At 69.7% G+C, this 14,148-nt stretch carries 16 protein-coding genes; 2 read left to right on the top strand and 14 right to left on the bottom strand.

The features are described from left to right. Positions 1-390 precede the first annotated feature (390 nt). The 5 genes from ACH4YP_RS07050 to ACH4YP_RS07030 form a co-directional block, all read right to left on the bottom strand. Entirely contained in the window at positions 391-1,716 is a 1,326-nt protein-coding gene (locus tag ACH4YP_RS07050; protein WP_361066511.1) for a PhoH family protein, read from the bottom strand. A 379-nt stretch (positions 1,717-2,095) separates the two neighbouring features. Next, a complete protein-coding gene (locus ACH4YP_RS07045; protein WP_361066535.1) occupies positions 2,096-2,869 on the bottom strand; it encodes an isoprenyl transferase in 774 nt (257 codons plus the stop codon). An 812-nt stretch (positions 2,870-3,681) separates the two neighbouring features. Beyond that, positions 3,682-4,104 (bottom strand): winged helix-turn-helix transcriptional regulator, encoded by a 423-nt coding sequence (locus ACH4YP_RS07040; RefSeq protein ID WP_398489730.1) that lies wholly within the window; start codon positions 4,102-4,104, stop codon positions 3,682-3,684. A gap of 218 nt (positions 4,105-4,322) precedes the next feature. Continuing rightward, a complete protein-coding gene (locus ACH4YP_RS07035) occupies positions 4,323-5,129 on the bottom strand; it encodes a class I SAM-dependent methyltransferase (protein WP_398489728.1) in 807 nt (268 codons plus the stop codon). Between the two features lie 281 nt (positions 5,130-5,410). Further along, positions 5,411-6,283, bottom strand: a complete 873-nt coding sequence (locus ACH4YP_RS07030; protein ID WP_398489726.1) for an LLM class flavin-dependent oxidoreductase — start codon at positions 6,281-6,283, stop codon at positions 5,411-5,413. A gap of 412 nt (positions 6,284-6,695) precedes the next feature. On the opposite strand from ACH4YP_RS07030, the gene ACH4YP_RS07025 reads away from it, so the two are divergent. Beyond that, a complete protein-coding gene (locus tag ACH4YP_RS07025) occupies positions 6,696-7,508 on the top strand; it encodes a hypothetical protein (RefSeq protein ID WP_398489725.1) in 813 nt (270 codons plus the stop codon). Here ACH4YP_RS07025 and ACH4YP_RS07020 read toward each other — a convergent pair. After that, the gene (locus tag ACH4YP_RS07020; protein ID WP_361066497.1) at positions 7,477-7,668 is read right to left on the bottom strand and encodes a hypothetical protein; all 192 of its coding nucleotides are present in this window, start codon (positions 7,666-7,668) and stop codon (positions 7,477-7,479) included. The two genes, ACH4YP_RS07025 and ACH4YP_RS07020, sit on opposite strands and share 32 nt — an antisense overlap. A gap of 11 nt (positions 7,669-7,679) precedes the next feature. Beyond that, the gene (locus ACH4YP_RS07015; RefSeq protein WP_398489723.1) at positions 7,680-8,504 is read right to left on the bottom strand and encodes a Scr1 family TA system antitoxin-like transcriptional regulator; all 825 of its coding nucleotides are present in this window, start codon (positions 8,502-8,504) and stop codon (positions 7,680-7,682) included. Between ACH4YP_RS07015 and ACH4YP_RS07010 the strand changes: the two genes are divergently transcribed. After that, entirely contained in the window at positions 8,469-8,858 is a 390-nt protein-coding gene (locus tag ACH4YP_RS07010) for a hypothetical protein (RefSeq protein WP_398489721.1), read from the top strand. The two genes, ACH4YP_RS07015 and ACH4YP_RS07010, sit on opposite strands and share 36 nt — an antisense overlap. On the opposite strand, the gene ACH4YP_RS07005 is transcribed toward ACH4YP_RS07010, so the two are convergent. The 7 genes from ACH4YP_RS07005 to ACH4YP_RS06975 form a co-directional block, all read right to left on the bottom strand. Next, on the bottom strand, positions 8,855-9,478 hold the full coding sequence (locus ACH4YP_RS07005) for an OmpA family protein (RefSeq protein WP_361066492.1): 624 nt from the start codon (positions 9,476-9,478) through the stop codon (positions 8,855-8,857). The two genes, ACH4YP_RS07010 and ACH4YP_RS07005, sit on opposite strands and share 4 nt — an antisense overlap. Before the next feature lie 2 nt (positions 9,479-9,480). After that, the gene (locus ACH4YP_RS07000; protein WP_398489719.1) at positions 9,481-10,077 is read right to left on the bottom strand and encodes a hypothetical protein; all 597 of its coding nucleotides are present in this window, start codon (positions 10,075-10,077) and stop codon (positions 9,481-9,483) included. A gap of 15 nt (positions 10,078-10,092) precedes the next feature. Then, positions 10,093-10,656 carry a pilus assembly protein TadG-related protein gene (locus ACH4YP_RS06995; protein ID WP_398490030.1) on the bottom strand — a complete coding sequence of 188 codons (564 nt, stop codon included), beginning with the start codon at positions 10,654-10,656 and terminating at the stop codon, positions 10,093-10,095. A gap of 41 nt (positions 10,657-10,697) precedes the next feature. Continuing rightward, positions 10,698-10,907 carry a hypothetical protein gene (locus ACH4YP_RS06990; protein WP_398489717.1) on the bottom strand — a complete coding sequence of 70 codons (210 nt, stop codon included), beginning with the start codon at positions 10,905-10,907 and terminating at the stop codon, positions 10,698-10,700. A 135-nt stretch (positions 10,908-11,042) separates the two neighbouring features. Next, positions 11,043-11,804 (bottom strand): response regulator, encoded by a 762-nt coding sequence (locus ACH4YP_RS06985; protein WP_398489716.1) that lies wholly within the window; start codon positions 11,802-11,804, stop codon positions 11,043-11,045. Further along, positions 11,797-13,239 carry a sensor histidine kinase gene (locus tag ACH4YP_RS06980; RefSeq protein WP_398489715.1) on the bottom strand — a complete coding sequence of 481 codons (1,443 nt, stop codon included), beginning with the start codon at positions 13,237-13,239 and terminating at the stop codon, positions 11,797-11,799. Before ACH4YP_RS06980 ends, ACH4YP_RS06985 begins: the two co-directional genes overlap by 8 nt. A 3-nt stretch (positions 13,240-13,242) precedes the next feature. After that, positions 13,243-14,133 (bottom strand): DUF5936 domain-containing protein, encoded by an 891-nt coding sequence (locus tag ACH4YP_RS06975; protein WP_398489714.1) that lies wholly within the window; start codon positions 14,131-14,133, stop codon positions 13,243-13,245. Between the last annotated feature and the right edge of the window lie 15 nt (positions 14,134-14,148).

Genomic DNA, 14,148 nt, shown 5'->3' with positions numbered 1-14,148 from the left:
AATCGTGCCCCTTGGCGCTGGCCTCCCAACTGCGGGGTCACGGGAGGCGCGGGCCCGATGGGCAACTCCCTTGACGGGAGCGCCGCGTGGTGCTCGGGCGGCATACGACGGCTTTATGGAGTTCTGTTACTTCTGTGGTGCCGTACCGCTGGGGGCACAGGTGTGTCGTATGCGGGGCCTGACAGGAATGAGACTCTGCCGCACCCCGCCACCGGAGGGCAATTCTGTGCCGGGTGTGAAAGCTCACACCTCGTTTGCCCCAGGAGTTTTTCGGAAACGAGCACACGCCAGGACGCCGCCCGGCTAGGCTCTTCAGCCTTTGCCGGACGGCGTCAACTACCGTGTAGCCACCACCTGTTGGACAGATGCCCCAGCTGGTGGCAGGTGGGATCAGATGTGCCCGTCCTCCAGCATTTCGGTCACAAGTGCCGCAATCTGGGATCGCTCGGACCTTGTGAGTGTGACGTGCGCGAAGAGCGGATGGCCCTTCAGCTTCTCCACGACGGCCACGACACCGTCGTACCGGCCGACCCTGAGGTTGTCCCGCTGGGCCACGTCATGGGTCAGGATCACCCGTGAGTTCGCGCCGATTCGGGACAGAACGGTCAACAGGACGTTCCGTTCCAGGGATTGGGCCTCGTCCACGATCACGAACGCGTCATGGAGGGAGCGGCCTCGGATGTGCGTGAGCGGCAGGACCTCCAGCATGCCTCGCGCGGTGACCTCTTCGATGACCTCGCGGCTGGTGACCGCGGAGAGCGTGTCGAAGACCGCCTGCGCCCAGGGGCCCATCTTCTCGGACTCGGAGCCTGGCAGATAGCCGAGCTCCTGCCCGCCGACCGCGTACAGCGGACGGAAGACCATCACCTTCTGGTGCTGGCGCCGTTCGAGCACGGCCTCCAGGCCCGCGCACAGGGCGAGCGCCGACTTTCCGGTGCCGGCCCGGCCGCCCATCGAGACGATCCCGACGTCCGGGTCGAGCAGCAGATCGAGCGCGATGCGCTGCTCCGCGCTGCGGCCCTTGATGCCGAAGGCCTCCCGATCACCCCGTACGAGCCGGACGTTGCCCTCGGACGTCACGCGTCCCAGGGCCTTGCCGCGCTCGGACTGGATCATCAGACCCGTGTGGACGGGGAACTCGGACGCCTCGGGGACGTACAGGGTCTCCTGGTCGAAGAGGAGGTCCACCTGCTCGCCGGAGAGCGTCAGTTCGGACATTCCGGTCCAGCCGGAGGAGCCCGTGATGGCGAGCTCGGCGCGGTACTCCTCGGCGAGGAGCCCGACCGAGGAGGCCTTGATCCTGAGCGGCAGGTCCTTCGACACGACTGTGACGTCGAACCCCTCGGCCTGCAGATTGCGGGCGACCGCGAGGATGCGGGAGTCGTTGTCCCCCAGGCGATACCCGCTGGGCAGCACACTGGGGTCCGAGTGATTGAGCTCGACACGGACCGTCCCGCCCAGCTCCCCGGTGGGGATGGGGGCATCGAGACGGCCATATTTCACCCGGAACTCGTCCAGCAGGCGCAGGGCCTGCCGGGCGAAGTAGCCGAGTTCGGGATGGTGCCGCTTGGCCTCCAATTCCGTGACCACGACGATCGGCAGCACTACTTCGTGCTCGTCGAAGCGGTTCATGGCGTGCGGGTCGGCCAGCAGGACGCTGGTGTCGAGAACATAGGTGCGCCGGTCTGGCATACGGCGCTTTGTGCTGGTCACCACGGAAGGACGTACCCCCTCGGATGAGGTCGGGGAGCGACGGAGGAGAGCTGGACCGGTGTGCGGCCGCGATGCACGGGCCGACTACCGGCCCTCTCCGCTTCGTCCGTACTGACCGCACGGTCGGGCTGGTGCAAAGGGCCTCCCGGGCGGACGGCCCCGTGCCGTCCGCTGAGATACGACACCCGTGGTTCGGGTGTCGACCTGCAAGGCTTATGCCCTCGAACGCGCGATGCCATGCCAAAGGCGATGACGGCGCGTTCGTTAACACCAGATGACGTACGTCCCTGCCGGCGCCCCCTGCGTGCGGGGCGCGCGCCCGGCGAGTGAGCCGAAGGGGCGCCCCGGAGGCGAACCGAGCCGTGAAAAGGGGGGGGGAAGCTCAGCCTCCGTAGCGCCTGTGCCGCGCCGCGTAGTCGCGCATGGCGCGGAGGAAGTCAACCTTGCGGAAGGCCGGCCAGAAGACCTCACAGAAGTAGTACTCCGAGTGGGCCGTCTGCCAGAGCATGAACCCGGACAGCCGCTGCTCGCCGCTCGTACGGATCACGAGGTCGGGGTCGGGCTGGGCGCTGGTGTAGAGGTGCTTGCCGATCATGTCGATGTCGACCCTGTCGGCGAGCTCCTCCATCGAGGTGCCCTTCTCGGCGTGGTCGAGGATCATGGAGCGCACGGCGTCGGCGATCTCCTGGCGGCCGCCGTAGCCGATGGCGCAGTTCACGAGTATTCCGTCGACGTGCGCGGTGGACTCCTCGGCCTCCTTCAGGACGGTCTGCATCCGTGCGGGCAGGATGTCCGGCGTGCCGACGTGGTGCACGCGCCAGCGGCCGTCGGCGGCGAGCGACTTCACGACGTTCTCGATGATGTCGAGCAGCGGTACGAGTTCTTCCGCGGGGCGGTCGAAGTTGTCCGTGGACAGCAGCCAGAGGGTGACGACCTCGACGTCGGTCTCGGAGCACCAGCCGAGGAACTCCTCGATCTTGTCGGCCCCGGCCCGGTGTCCCTGGGCGGCGGTGTTGCCCGCCGCCTTCGCCCAGCGCCGGTTGCCGTCCACGATGACGCCGATGTGCTTGGGCACCTGGTCGTGGTCAAGGTGGCCTTCCACCCTGCGCGCATAGACCCTGACCAGCAAGCGGCGCAGGTTGTCCCGCAGGTTCACGTGTTCGTCAGCCTCTCCGTGCAGATAACGGTCCCCCGAGCGCGACACCATACCGCTGCTGGAGCGCCTCTCCCCCTTGGGGTGCAAGGCCTTCTGCTCTCCGCGGTACGGGGCGAGGGCGGGCCGTGCCGGGACGACGGCATCGGTGCCGGTGCGGATGGCGATACCGGCCATGGCACCGGCGACGGCCCCTCAGGGGCGTACGCCGGGCGCGTACGAGAGCACAAAAAACGGGCCGGTCCGTGGGGGGGAGACGGACCGGCCCGAGGGGGGGTTTCCACCATAACCCTTCGTAAGTGATGCTGCGTGCATCGGCGTGCCACAACTACTCTCCGCAGTCGCCCGACAACGCCCGAGTGGGTGCGGAAGCGTTCATTCACGGGCAGAACATGGCCGAATCACAGCGGATTCCAAGGCGGTGGAGGCGAATCCGGAGGGAACCAGGGGGTTTGCGAGCGGTTGTGGGGCACTGGGCCATCCGCCTCGGACGTACGCCCCAAGGGTGACGCACCCGGGAACGTCCACTTGACGCCAAGATGACTTCGCGACCCCGGGCCGCTTCGCGACTCCGCCCGCACCGGAACCCCGTACCGGACTCCCGAACGCGCCCCCCGGCGGGTGTCGTCGGCGCCGCCGCCGGCCCTGTCGGCAGGGCACCGCGCGGCCCCCTCCTCCGCGCGGTACCGTCCGCGCAGCTTTGCTTGCGCGAATTACCTGGCTTCGAACTTACGTGAGCCGGAGAGGTGCCACGGACCATCCGGGGTAACGATGTGGAAACTCTGTGAGCGTTTCCGGGATTTTCGTGAGGGCTCTCACCCGGACTGCGCGGCGACTGTCGACTCTTTGCTCTGCCCTGGGTGTTTACGGGCGACAATTTCCTTCATGTGCAGATCACCCCATTCGCCCAGCGGCAGGAGCGCGGTGTTCAGCGCCTTGCCCAGCTCGGTGAGCGAGTACTCCACACGGGGCGGCACCTCGCCGTACACCTCCCGGTGCACCACTCCGTCGGCCTCCAGCTCGCGCAGCTGCCGGCTCAGCACCTTCTCGCTGATTCCCGGGGAGTGCCCGCCCCCCATGTTCCGGCGCAGCTCCCCGAAACGCAGGGTCCCTCCCACGTGCAGCGCCCAAAGGATCATCGGCTTCCACTTGCCGCCCACGATGTCCACGGCCGCGTCCAGGCCACAGCTGTAGGGCCCCTTGCTCTTCGACGTGCCCTTCGACGTGCCCTTCGACATGGTCGACTCTCCTCCCGAGACCGGGGCAGCGGCCAGGATCCGACCCCGTTCGGGCCCGCCGTCGCCGCCATGACATCGAGGATCACATGAAGCGGGCCGGTGAAGTTCCTTGGCCGGGGCCGGAGTTGGCGATCGGGAAGACGAGGACGGGCCCCGCACGCGTAACCCGCGGACGTCAATTCCCCCCAGCCCTCGGGGACTTGTTCGCGCCACGCGCTCTACGGCCGGCGGGCCTCGACGAGGTGGCGGGAGCTGTGGGCCACGAACGGGCCCTCGTCCGCGATCCGCTCGTGCAGGTCCAGGAGCCGGGTCCGGTACCGGTCCACGGTGAAGCCGGGCACCATCCACACCACCTTCCGCAGGAAGTGCACGACCGCCCCGATGTCGTGGAACTCCATCCGCAGCCGCTCCGCGCGCAGATCGACGATCTCAAGACCGGCCGCCTCGGCTCCGGCCCGCTCGCGGTCCGGGTGGCGGGCCTTGCGGTTGGCCTCCGGCTGCGGACCGAGAAAGTACTCGACGAGTTCGTACGCGCTGCTGGGGCCCACATGCTGGGCGAAGTAGGTGCCGCCGGGGGCGAGGACGCGGGCGATCTCCGTCCAGTGTGCCGTCACCGGGTGCCTGCTCACGACGAGGTCGAACGCCGCGTCGCCGAACGGCAGCGGGGCGTCCTCCGGCGAGGCGACGACCACCGCGCCGCGCGGGTGGAGCAGGGCGGTGGCCTTGGCGACGTTCGGCGGCCAGCCCTCGGTGGCGACCGTCAGGCGCGGCAACTCCCGGGCCGACGCCAGGACTTCGCCGCCGCCGGTCTGGATGTCGAGGGCGGCCTCCGCCGTGGCCAGGCGCTCCCCCATGGCCCGCGCGTATCCCCAGGAGGGGCGCTCCTCGGTGGCCCGCCCCTCGAACCACGAGAAGTCCCAGCCCTCGGTGGGGACGGCTTCGGCCTCGGCGACGAGCTCTGCGAAGGAGGGGGCGGAGGCCACTGCGGAGGAGGAGGCCGAGCCGGAGGGGCTGGTCGGGTTCATCGGGCGATGGTGGCAGGCGGGGCTCGTGTGCCGCGAGTGAATTCTCCGGGGCGGGGGCGGGGGCGAGGTCGGGGGCTGCCGGGCGCTGTCCCGCTCGCGGGTCATCGGCCACCGACGAAGCGGGGAGCCGACTCCGGGTCGTGCTCCTGCTCGAAGAACACCTCCAGGTCGGCTTCCGCCACGTCTCTCAGCTGTACGTGCCGTGGCTCATGCCGAGAGAGTCGGCCCCGGTACTGAGCCCTGGTACTGGGCCCGGCATGAGCGACGACGGCTCGGGACCGCTACGGGACGAGGGGGCGTACGTCCTCGGCGGTGAAGCGGACGAAGCCCTCGGGGTCCGGTTCGTCGGCGGTCGGCTGGAGGATCACGGTGTCGGCACCGGCGTCCGTGAGACGGCGGACCGCCTCGGCGACCGCTTTCGCGCCCCCGGCGACCCCGAGGTCCGGGACCGACGCCATGCCCTCCGTCTCCAGTTCGGCGCGAAGGCGGGCGGCGGCGCCTGGGCCGGTGGCGGTGAGGAGGTAGACGACGGTCTCGTGCGTGCCGTCACGGGAGCCCGACTTCCGCCCCTCGCCGATGAGTTGACACGCCTTGCGTACGCCCTCCGGTGGCGTCCCGGAGGTGAGGATGGTGCCGTCCGCGAACTCGCCCGAGAGCCGGAGCGTACGCGGTCCGGTGGCTCCCGCGAGGATCTTCACCGGTGTTGGCGGGGGCCAGTCGAGGGCGACGTCGTCGAGCTTCACGTACCGGCCGTCCGTGGTCACGCGCTCGCCCCGCAGCAGCGCGCGCAACGCCACGAGGTACTCACGCAGCAGCGTCACGGGCGACTCGGCCCGCGCCCCGACCTGCCCCATCCAGCCCTGTACGCCGTGCCCGACGCCGACGATCGCCCGCCCCGGGAAGAGCCGGTGCAGGGTGGCGGTCTCCATCGCCGTCACGGCCACGTTCCGCAACGGCACGGGCAGCAGCCCCACTCCCACCCGCAGCCGCTCCGTCCAGGCCAGCGCTGCCGCCGCCGCGGAGATCCCCCCTTCCAGAAAACAGTCCTCCCACAACCACAACTCCTCCAGCCCCGCACCCTCCGCCGTACGGACCATCGCGCGCAGACGTTCTGGGGGCAGCTGAGGCCGGAACACGGCACCGAGGACAGTCATGAGGTCTCCCTACCCACCACCCACACGGCACACAACGCCCTCAAGCCTCACAGATCGGCGTGCCCCGGACGAGGGCGCGAAGTATTTGGCCCCACCGTCCCAGGAGGGTCGTCTGCGTTTTCTCGTAACCCCAGGTCAGAGGTCCTCGTGTCGGTCGGTGTCTGGGACTCGGAAGACATTCACTTCCCCTCTTCGCCGACTTGCCCGGGGTTATCCACAGGGTCGGGCCCGAGGAGGGGGGATGCGGGAAGGTTGGGGGGTGCGGGAGTTGCGGGATGTGGCTGTGGGTGGGGTGTTGGTTACGGCGTGGGCCCTGGGCGAGGGGTGGTCTCGGTCCGGGCTCTATCGGTGTCTGAAGGAGGAGGGGTGGACCGCGCTCGGGGAGGGTGCGTGGGCGGAGCCGGGAGTGGGGGTGGGTCTCCGGACGCGGCTCAGGGGTGTGCAGTTCGCCGCTCCGGGGTTCGTCGTCAGTCACCGGGCGGCAGCCTGGCTCTGGCGGATCGAACTGCTGCGGGTGGAAGCGGAGTTCACCGATTCCGAAGGGGTACGGAAGCGGAAGGGGGTGCGGGTGCACCGCAGTGCGCTGGTCGCTGGTGACGTGGTCGAGCGTGACGGGTTGCGGATCACGAGCGTCGACCGCACGCTGGCCGACCTGTTGCTGTCGGGGCCGCGGGACGAAGCGGTGGTGGCCGTCGACTCGGCGCTCGCCCGCCGCTCGGTCGGCGTGGGTGACCGCGAGCGCGAGCGGCGGATCCGGCGTGCGCCGCTCACCCGTCTCGACACGGTCGCCACCGCACTCGGGCCGCGGAGGCGTGGTGCCGTCCGGGCCCGGGGGTGGCTCGCACTCGCCGACCCGGCGTGCGGTTCACCTGCGGAGACGATGGCCCGGCTGCGGATACACGACGCCGGCCTGCACCCCGAGACGCAGGCCGAGGTCGTCACCTTCACCGGACGCGTGCTGCGCCCCGACTTCCTGTTCCGGGCGCAGGGCGTCGCCGTCGAGATCGAGGGGTACGCCTATCACGGCAGCCGCGAGGACCACCGTCGCGATGTCGCCCGTTTCAACGACCTTCAGCAGTGCGCCGAGGTGCGGCTCGCGCTGCGGTTCACGGCGGAGGAGGTGTTCCACACTCCCGGGGCGATGATCGCCACGATCCGGCGGGCATTGAGGGCGACAGCAGGGGGTGCGGGGGTCACAGGAGGTGGTCCGCCTTGCCTGCCTTGATCTCCTGGATGAGGGTGCGGAGGGCTTCGCGGGTGTCGGTGAGGTACGTGTCCTCTGCTCCGGCGAGGGCGATGTAGGCGTTGCCGGAGGTGTCGGTGCCTATGCGGAAGCAGTTGGCGCCCTCGGCGCAGAAGGGCTCTTCCCATTTGATCTCGGTCATCGTGGCTTCCTTCAGAGGTGGCGGGCGGTGGTGTGGATGAAGTCGCGCGACTCTGCGGGCGAGAGCGAGGCGCTTCCCATCCAGTCCAAGTGGGCCTGGTACTTGTCGAGTTGGGCTTGTCCGTGCGCGAACTCCGGACCATGGGCCGAGTCGAGCTCCACCGTGTCGAGCTGGGGCACGACGCCTGCGGCATAGACGACCGGCTGTCCCGCGCCAGGGAGCGCTCCGGCCTTGAACGGGGTCACGCGTACTTCGATGTTGTCGCGCTCGGACAGGTCACAGAGGTGGTCGAGCTGTGCCCGCATGACCTTGGGCCCGCCGAACTCGATGTGCAGGGCGGCCTCGTGCACGTACCCGACGTACGTGATCGGGTCGTCGCGGTGCAGGACCTGCTGGCGCTGCATGCGGAGGGCCACGCGTAGCTCGACCTCCGCCGCAGACAACGGCGGGAGCGCGGCGGCGAAGAGGGTACGAGCGTAGGCGTCGGTCTGGAGGAGGCCGGGCACGTGCACTGTCACGCCCGCGCGCATGGCTCGTGCGTGCCATTCCAGTTCCGCGATGTCGATGATGCCTGCGGAGAGTTGTCCGCGGTACACCTCCCACCAGCCTTGCGTGCGATCGCCTGCCATATGGGCCAGGGCATCGACGTCCACCTCGTCGCGGCAGTTGTAGTTGCAGGCGAGGGTCCTCAGCCGTTCCGGGGTGATGGTGCGTACCCCGGCCTCGATGTTGGAGATCTTCGCCCGGTCGAGTCCGAGGAGCCCGGCGGCGTACTCCGACTCACCGCACGGGAGTTCCGCATGCCCATTTCCCTCTGCGCCGTTCAGGGCGACCACTCCGCCCCCGCGCCCGAATCCCTCGCCTACAGCCTCACCCTGCCCGCCGCGCTCAGATCGCCGGCGATCGCCCGGGTGGCGACCCGTACCGTGCTGGTCGCGCACGGGCTCGGTGCGCTGGTCGACCCCGCCGAGCAGGCTGTGGGCGAACTGGTCGCCGAGCGTCGTTGCGCCTGCTCGGCTGTGTCGTGCGGGGCTGCGAGGGCGACTGGGGATTCGGTGAGGCACGGGAGCCGGGAGGGGGCGGGAGGGGGTACGCGGATGTGGGCGGTGTTGCCGTGCGGTGGGGCCTCGGCTTGGGGGCACCAGGCCTCGGAGCCGGTCATGGAAGCCGGGGAGCACTTCAAGGGCTAGTCGCCCTTCGGGAACGTCACCTCCACGCGGCGGTTCTTGCGGCGGCCCTGTTCCGAGGTGTTGTCGGCGATCGGGTAGTCCTCGCTGTAGCCGCGTACCGCGAAGGTGACGTTCGTGCTGCCGAGAGCGGAGGCGAGTTCCTCGTGGACGACTTCGGCGCGGTTCTTGGAGAGGGTCAGGCCGTGGGCGTACGAGCCGAGGTTGTCGGTGAAGCCGAAGACGCGGACGTTCGTGGCGTTCTGGGCCTTGATCTCGTCCGCGATCGCCTGGATGCGGGAACGGGCCTCGGGGTTGAGCTTCGAGCTGTCCTTCGGGAAGAGGACCTCCGCCTGGAGTGCGAACGTCACGTCCTCGTTGGTGTCCACGCGGCGTTCCTCGCCACCGAGGTCCTCGACGACCGACTTGATGTCCAGCACCCGCGCGGGCGCGAGCGTGGCGCCGTCGGCGAGCTTCAACCCCGGGCTGTTCGCGTCCACTTCAGGGGGTGGGGAACTGCTCACGCTGCCCGGCGGAGCACTCGGGTCCTCGTCGTCCGCCTGGGCCGGGGTGAGGGGCGTCAGGAAGACGAGCGTGGTGAGGGCGGTGAAGGTGATCGCGGTGGTGCGGAGGGTGAGGGGCATGGTCACTCGCCCTCGGAGAGTTCGACGGCGGCGGGGGGCATGGAGCCGACCTGGAAGGAGACCTTGGTGGTGTCCTCGGGTGGGGCGGGGAACTGGGCGAACCAGTCCGCGGTCTTACCCGACAGCACACCCCCGGTGAAGCGGGTGCACAGGCAGCGCCCTTCCGTGTCGCGCAGGACGAGGTACTTCTTCTTGCCCGACTGGTCGACCAGGCTCGCGCCGGCGATCGACCCGCCGTTCTTGGCCAGTTCACTCTCGTCGCCCCGCCAGTCCGCGGCGACCCAGGGCTTGCCGCTGGCGTTCGTCACCGTTCCCTCGACGGTGACGAAGCCGCCGTCGTCGCGGACGGCCGACGTGACAGCCAGGGTCAGACCGCCGGCCTTGACCTCCGCCAACGTCTGCTCGGCGGGCGGGGCTTGGGATTCCTGCTTGTCGTCGTCCCCGTCGTCGTTCTTAGCGGGCGACGAGGACGACGTCTTCTTGTCCGAACCGCCGTCGTCTCCCCCGCCGCCGCAGCCGGCCACCGTGAGGACCAGCCCAGTCGTGATCGCCACCGCGGTCATTACCGTGCGGCCCTTCGTGGTGCGCCGAATGTTCATTGGTACGGCTTCCTTTCACTCGGCCAGTTGCACTGAGAACAGCACGGACGCGTCCGGAAGGTCGTCCAAATCGAAATCTTCGGGGTCTATGTCCACGAGTTCGCCGTCGCAGTCGAGTGTGACGAGCTTCGTGGGATCGGCGTCCACGGGGACGTCGCACCGCGGTTCGATGACGGCCGTGGCATGCGCGTTGGCATGCTTGGTCTCCGTGCCCGGGATGATCGACTCACCGACCGTGAAGTTCGTCTGGATGTCCACCGCATAGCCGGGGTACCCGGCCACGGTCGCGCCCCCGAACTCCGTGACGGCAGCGTCGTTCTCGGCGGCCAACGCGGCGGCCGCGGCGGCGGCTTCGCCGCCTTCGAGCTCTTCGGGATCGAGCCAGTCCAGCCAGTCGGCGTCCCCGCCGACGACGCCGTCCCCCAGGCCCTTGACCAGTTCGTCCCGAGCGCTCTGTGCGGCAGCCAACGCGGCGGCGTCCGCCGCGGATTGAGCTCCGTTCCGGGCGGACGCCGCTTGAGCGAACGCGAAGAACGCGAACGCGGCGAAGAGCAGGATCCCCGTCAGCCAGATGTAGATGGGGAGGGTCGATCCTCGGTCGCTTCGCAGAGCTGCGGGAATCAGCCTCCGACCACGGAGTTGACCGCCGCGAGGATCGCACCCGAGATCAGGCCGTCGAGCCCGAGCCCGTCGATCAGCGTGAAGATTCCCGCGATGAGGATCATCAGGCCCGCGTACTCCACGAAGCCCGCTCCCGCGTCCCGGTCCCGTCCCCGCGTTCGGGAGGCCACGGTGCGGGCCCACCCTCGAACCGCTCGCTTCGTCCTCATGGACGTCTCCGGCTGCAGGCTCTTGGTCACAGTGATCCCTTCCCTCCCACCCAAAACCACTACCTTCCCGCGCACCGTACGTGAGAATCCGCCTACTACGGGTGGGTCCAGGGGCCCAACTTGTCGAGTTCGGAGTCACCGGTTCCACCCCCCGTGGGCCGTGCCCAGCCAGTGGGCGATCGCTTCGCTGCGGGTTGAACTGTGCAGCTTTGCGAAGATGCGATTGATGTGGTTCTTCACGGTCTTCTCGCTGATGAAGCACGTGGCGGCGATCTGCCGGTTGTTCATGCCGGCCGCGATGAGATCCATGACCTCCACCTCTCGTGAACTCAGCCCGAATTCCAGTGGGTTGCGGCTGCGGCGGTGGAGCCCCGCCGCGGAGGCGGGTCGAGCCTTCGACGACTGTGCCACAATCGATTGCAAATGCGAAGAGATTCCGTTCGGTTCGTATGAAACACCGAGCGAATCCGACACGGCGGTGGCCTCGGCGGCGGAGGCCGAGAAAGTGGCCCTTCCGTCACTCAAGTCACGGACGGCGGTGATCAGTTCGTCTGCGGTGAACTCGCCGTGCACGAGGTAACCGACGGCTCCCAGGCGCAACGCCCGTGCCACCACCTCGGGTTCACGGCTGTACGTCAGCATCATCACGGGAGCCAGCCCGGCCAGCGAAGGCAGGGCCGTGAGGCCGTCCGTGCCCGGCATGCGGACGTCGAGGAGGATCACGTCGGGGCGGTGGCGGGTCGCGGCCGTGAGCGCCTCCGCGCCGTTCGACGCCCGGGCCGTGACCCGGATGTCGGGGTGGGCGTCGAGCAGGGCCGCGAGCCCCGCCCGGACGACTGGGTTGTCGTCGGCCACGAGCACTCGTAGGGGCGGGCCGGGAAGTGCCTGGTCAGGCATGTGCGGCCTCCTCTTGAGGAGTGTGTGAGGGGGATACCGGCAGGGCGGTGACCAGCGGAAGGTCGACCTTGACCTCCGTGCCGCCCTGCTCGGCTCGGTGCAGTTGGAGGCCCGCGCCCATCGAGGCCGCGCGCTCCAGCATGCCCAGCAGACCGAAGTGGCCGGATTTCGCCAGGTGTTGTACGTCATCGAGGGATACGGACGTGCCTGTTCCGTCGTCCCGCACGGTCAGGTGGAGGGCGGAGGGCGAGGCGTCGAGGGTCACGTCCACCCGGGTCGCGTCGGTCGCGTGGCGGTGCGTGTTCTCCAGTGCTTCCGAGACGATCGCCAGGAGGTGGCGGGACGCCTCGGGCGGGAGTACCAGCGCGGGGGGCGCCGTGTAGTCGACGCTCGCCCTGATGCCCGTGCGTGATGTGAAGTCCGCCGCCCTCGACTTCAGTTCCGTCCCGAGGTCCATCGGTGGCGTCGACATCGCCGTGTGGTGGCGGAGGTCCGTCAGCAGGTCGCGGGACTCCGCCGCCGCTCGACGGGCCGCGCCCGCCACCGCGGTGGCCTGGGACTTGAGGGCTCGGGGGTCCGTGTCGTGGTCGGCGGCGACCGCTAGGGCCTCGGCGGCCAGGGCCAGGCCGTGCAGGGTCTTCGCCACGGAGTCGTGCATCTCGCGGGCCAGGCGGGCCCGTTCGGACTCGACGGCCTCCGCGACGGCCAGGCGGGAGTTGGCCTCGGCGAGGGCCTGGCTGGCCGTGCCGAAGTGGAACATCAGGTTGCGCAGGGTGACCCCGACGATGCCCGCCGCGACGCAGAAGCCGGCGACCAGGAGGGTGCTGGCGCCGGCGCCCGGGCGGTGGTCCCAGGCTCTGAACACCGTGAGCAGCACGACGAGTTGGAGACCCGTGAAGACTCCGGAGCCGCGCCAGCCGTACAGCAGGCCCGCCAGGAGCGGGGTGCAGACGGCCGCGTACGCGAGCGGGGAGGCGGGGGACGCGGTCAGCAGGAGTATCGCGCCGAAGACCAGGTCCACCGCCATGAGGGTGGGGTGGGCGAGGAGGCGGGGGGCGAAGCGGTCCCAGTCGCGGAGCATGGCGTACGAGCCCATGACGCCGAGGACCGCCGCGGCGAGGACGCCGTAGCGGGGCGGGCCGTCCGTCGCGTTGGCCGTCGCGAAGGGGGCGCCGACCGCGATCAGGGTGAGCCTGACCGCGAACGCCTGGCGGCACAGGGCCTGGAGGGCGTTGAGCTGGAGGCGGACGCTGCCGGGCGCTGCCGCGTCGTCTGCGAAGTAGCCTGTGGCCCACCTCCACTTGGCTGAGCCGCCGGGGGGAAGGGTTGGTCGTTGGCTCCGCGTCCGTCGTGGCTGGGCGCGCAGTTCCCCGCGCCCCTGAAGGCGCCCCTTGAAGGGGCGACTTGCCCAGCGGTGCCTCCACGTCCCCGTCATCTCTCAGCGCCCCAGGATCGAGCCGAAGTTGGAGCCCGAGCCCAGGAACATGCCTGTGGCGATGAGGATCATCGTGGCCGGGAGCATGAAGACCAGGGTGACCATGGTGGCCTTGGGGATCGTCTTGGCGGCTCGGCGGCGGGAGTTCTGCGCGTCGGTGCGGCGCATGTCCGTGGCGAGCTGGATGAGGGTGTCCGCGATCGGGGAGCCCAGCTCCTCGCCCTGCTGGAGCGCCGAGACGAACTGGGCGACCTGTTCGGAGGAGTTGCGCCTGCGCAGTTCGTCGAAGGCCTGGCGGCGGCTTACGCCCATGTCCATCTGGCGCAGCGTGATGCGCAGTTCGTCCGCCCACGGGCCCTCGTAGTGGTCCGCGACCCGGTCCAGGGCCTGGCGGAAGCCGAGGCCCGCGGACACCACGACCGCCAGGACGTCCAGGAAGTCCGGGAGGGTGCGGTCGATGACCTCCTTGCGTTCGCGGATGGCCTGCCAGATGAGGGCGTCGGCGGCGAGCAGGCCGAAGGCCAGGGCCATCAGGGAGAAGAGGGGCTGGCCGTTGCTGAGGAAGATCAGGCAGAGCAGGACGCCGAAGACCCCGTAGACCGCCCGGCGGGCCGCGTAGCGGTTCAGGGTCAGGCCGCCGGGGTTGCCCGCCATGTCGATGCGGCGGCGTTTGGCGTCGACGCGGCGGGGGCCCATCAGCCGCAGGACGAGCGGGGCGAACCGCATGCCGAGGCGGTCGACGGCCGAGTCGGACTTCGAGACGCGGGTGGCGCCGACCTCCAGGGCGAGCGCCATGTCGCCGGGGAGCTTGGCCTCCGCGCGGTACATACGGATGCCGAGGAGCATGCCCCCGACGGCGAGGCCGGTCAGTGCGGCAAGGAGCAAGGCCAGCAACGTAATCCCCTCCCC

This window comes from Streptomyces sp. NPDC020747, assembly GCF_044334695.1.
Taxonomy (GTDB): domain Bacteria; phylum Actinomycetota; class Actinomycetes; order Streptomycetales; family Streptomycetaceae; genus Streptomyces.
This window is presented reverse-complemented; position numbering and strand designations above follow the sequence as displayed.

What these genes read in the sequence shown, in the direction of transcription:
- ACH4YP_RS07040 (WP_398489730.1), bottom strand. Translation starts at nt 4,104, where the DNA reads ATGTCGAAGGGCACGTCGAAGGGCACGTCGAAGAGCAAGGGGCCCTAC.
- ACH4YP_RS07035 (WP_398489728.1), bottom strand. Translation starts at nt 5,129, where the DNA reads ATGAACCCGACCAGCCCCTCCGGCTCGGCCTCCTCCTCCGCAGTGGCC.
- ACH4YP_RS07030 (WP_398489726.1), bottom strand. Translation starts at nt 6,283, where the DNA reads ATGACTGTCCTCGGTGCCGTGTTCCGGCCTCAGCTGCCCCCAGAACGT.
- ACH4YP_RS07020 (WP_361066497.1), bottom strand. Translation starts at nt 7,668, where the DNA reads ATGACCGAGATCAAATGGGAAGAGCCCTTCTGCGCCGAGGGCGCCAAC.
- ACH4YP_RS07010 (WP_398489721.1), top strand. Translation starts at nt 8,469, where the DNA reads ATGCCCATTTCCCTCTGCGCCGTTCAGGGCGACCACTCCGCCCCCGCG.
- ACH4YP_RS07005 (WP_361066492.1), bottom strand. Translation starts at nt 9,478, where the DNA reads ATGCCCCTCACCCTCCGCACCACCGCGATCACCTTCACCGCCCTCACC.
- ACH4YP_RS07000 (WP_398489719.1), bottom strand. Translation starts at nt 10,077, where the DNA reads ATGAACATTCGGCGCACCACGAAGGGCCGCACGGTAATGACCGCGGTG.
- ACH4YP_RS06990 (WP_398489717.1), bottom strand. Translation starts at nt 10,907, where the DNA reads ATGAGGACGAAGCGAGCGGTTCGAGGGTGGGCCCGCACCGTGGCCTCC.
- ACH4YP_RS06985 (WP_398489716.1), bottom strand. Translation starts at nt 11,804, where the DNA reads ATGCCTGACCAGGCACTTCCCGGCCCGCCCCTACGAGTGCTCGTGGCC.
- ACH4YP_RS06980 (WP_398489715.1), bottom strand. Translation starts at nt 13,239, where the DNA reads ATGACGGGGACGTGGAGGCACCGCTGGGCAAGTCGCCCCTTCAAGGGG.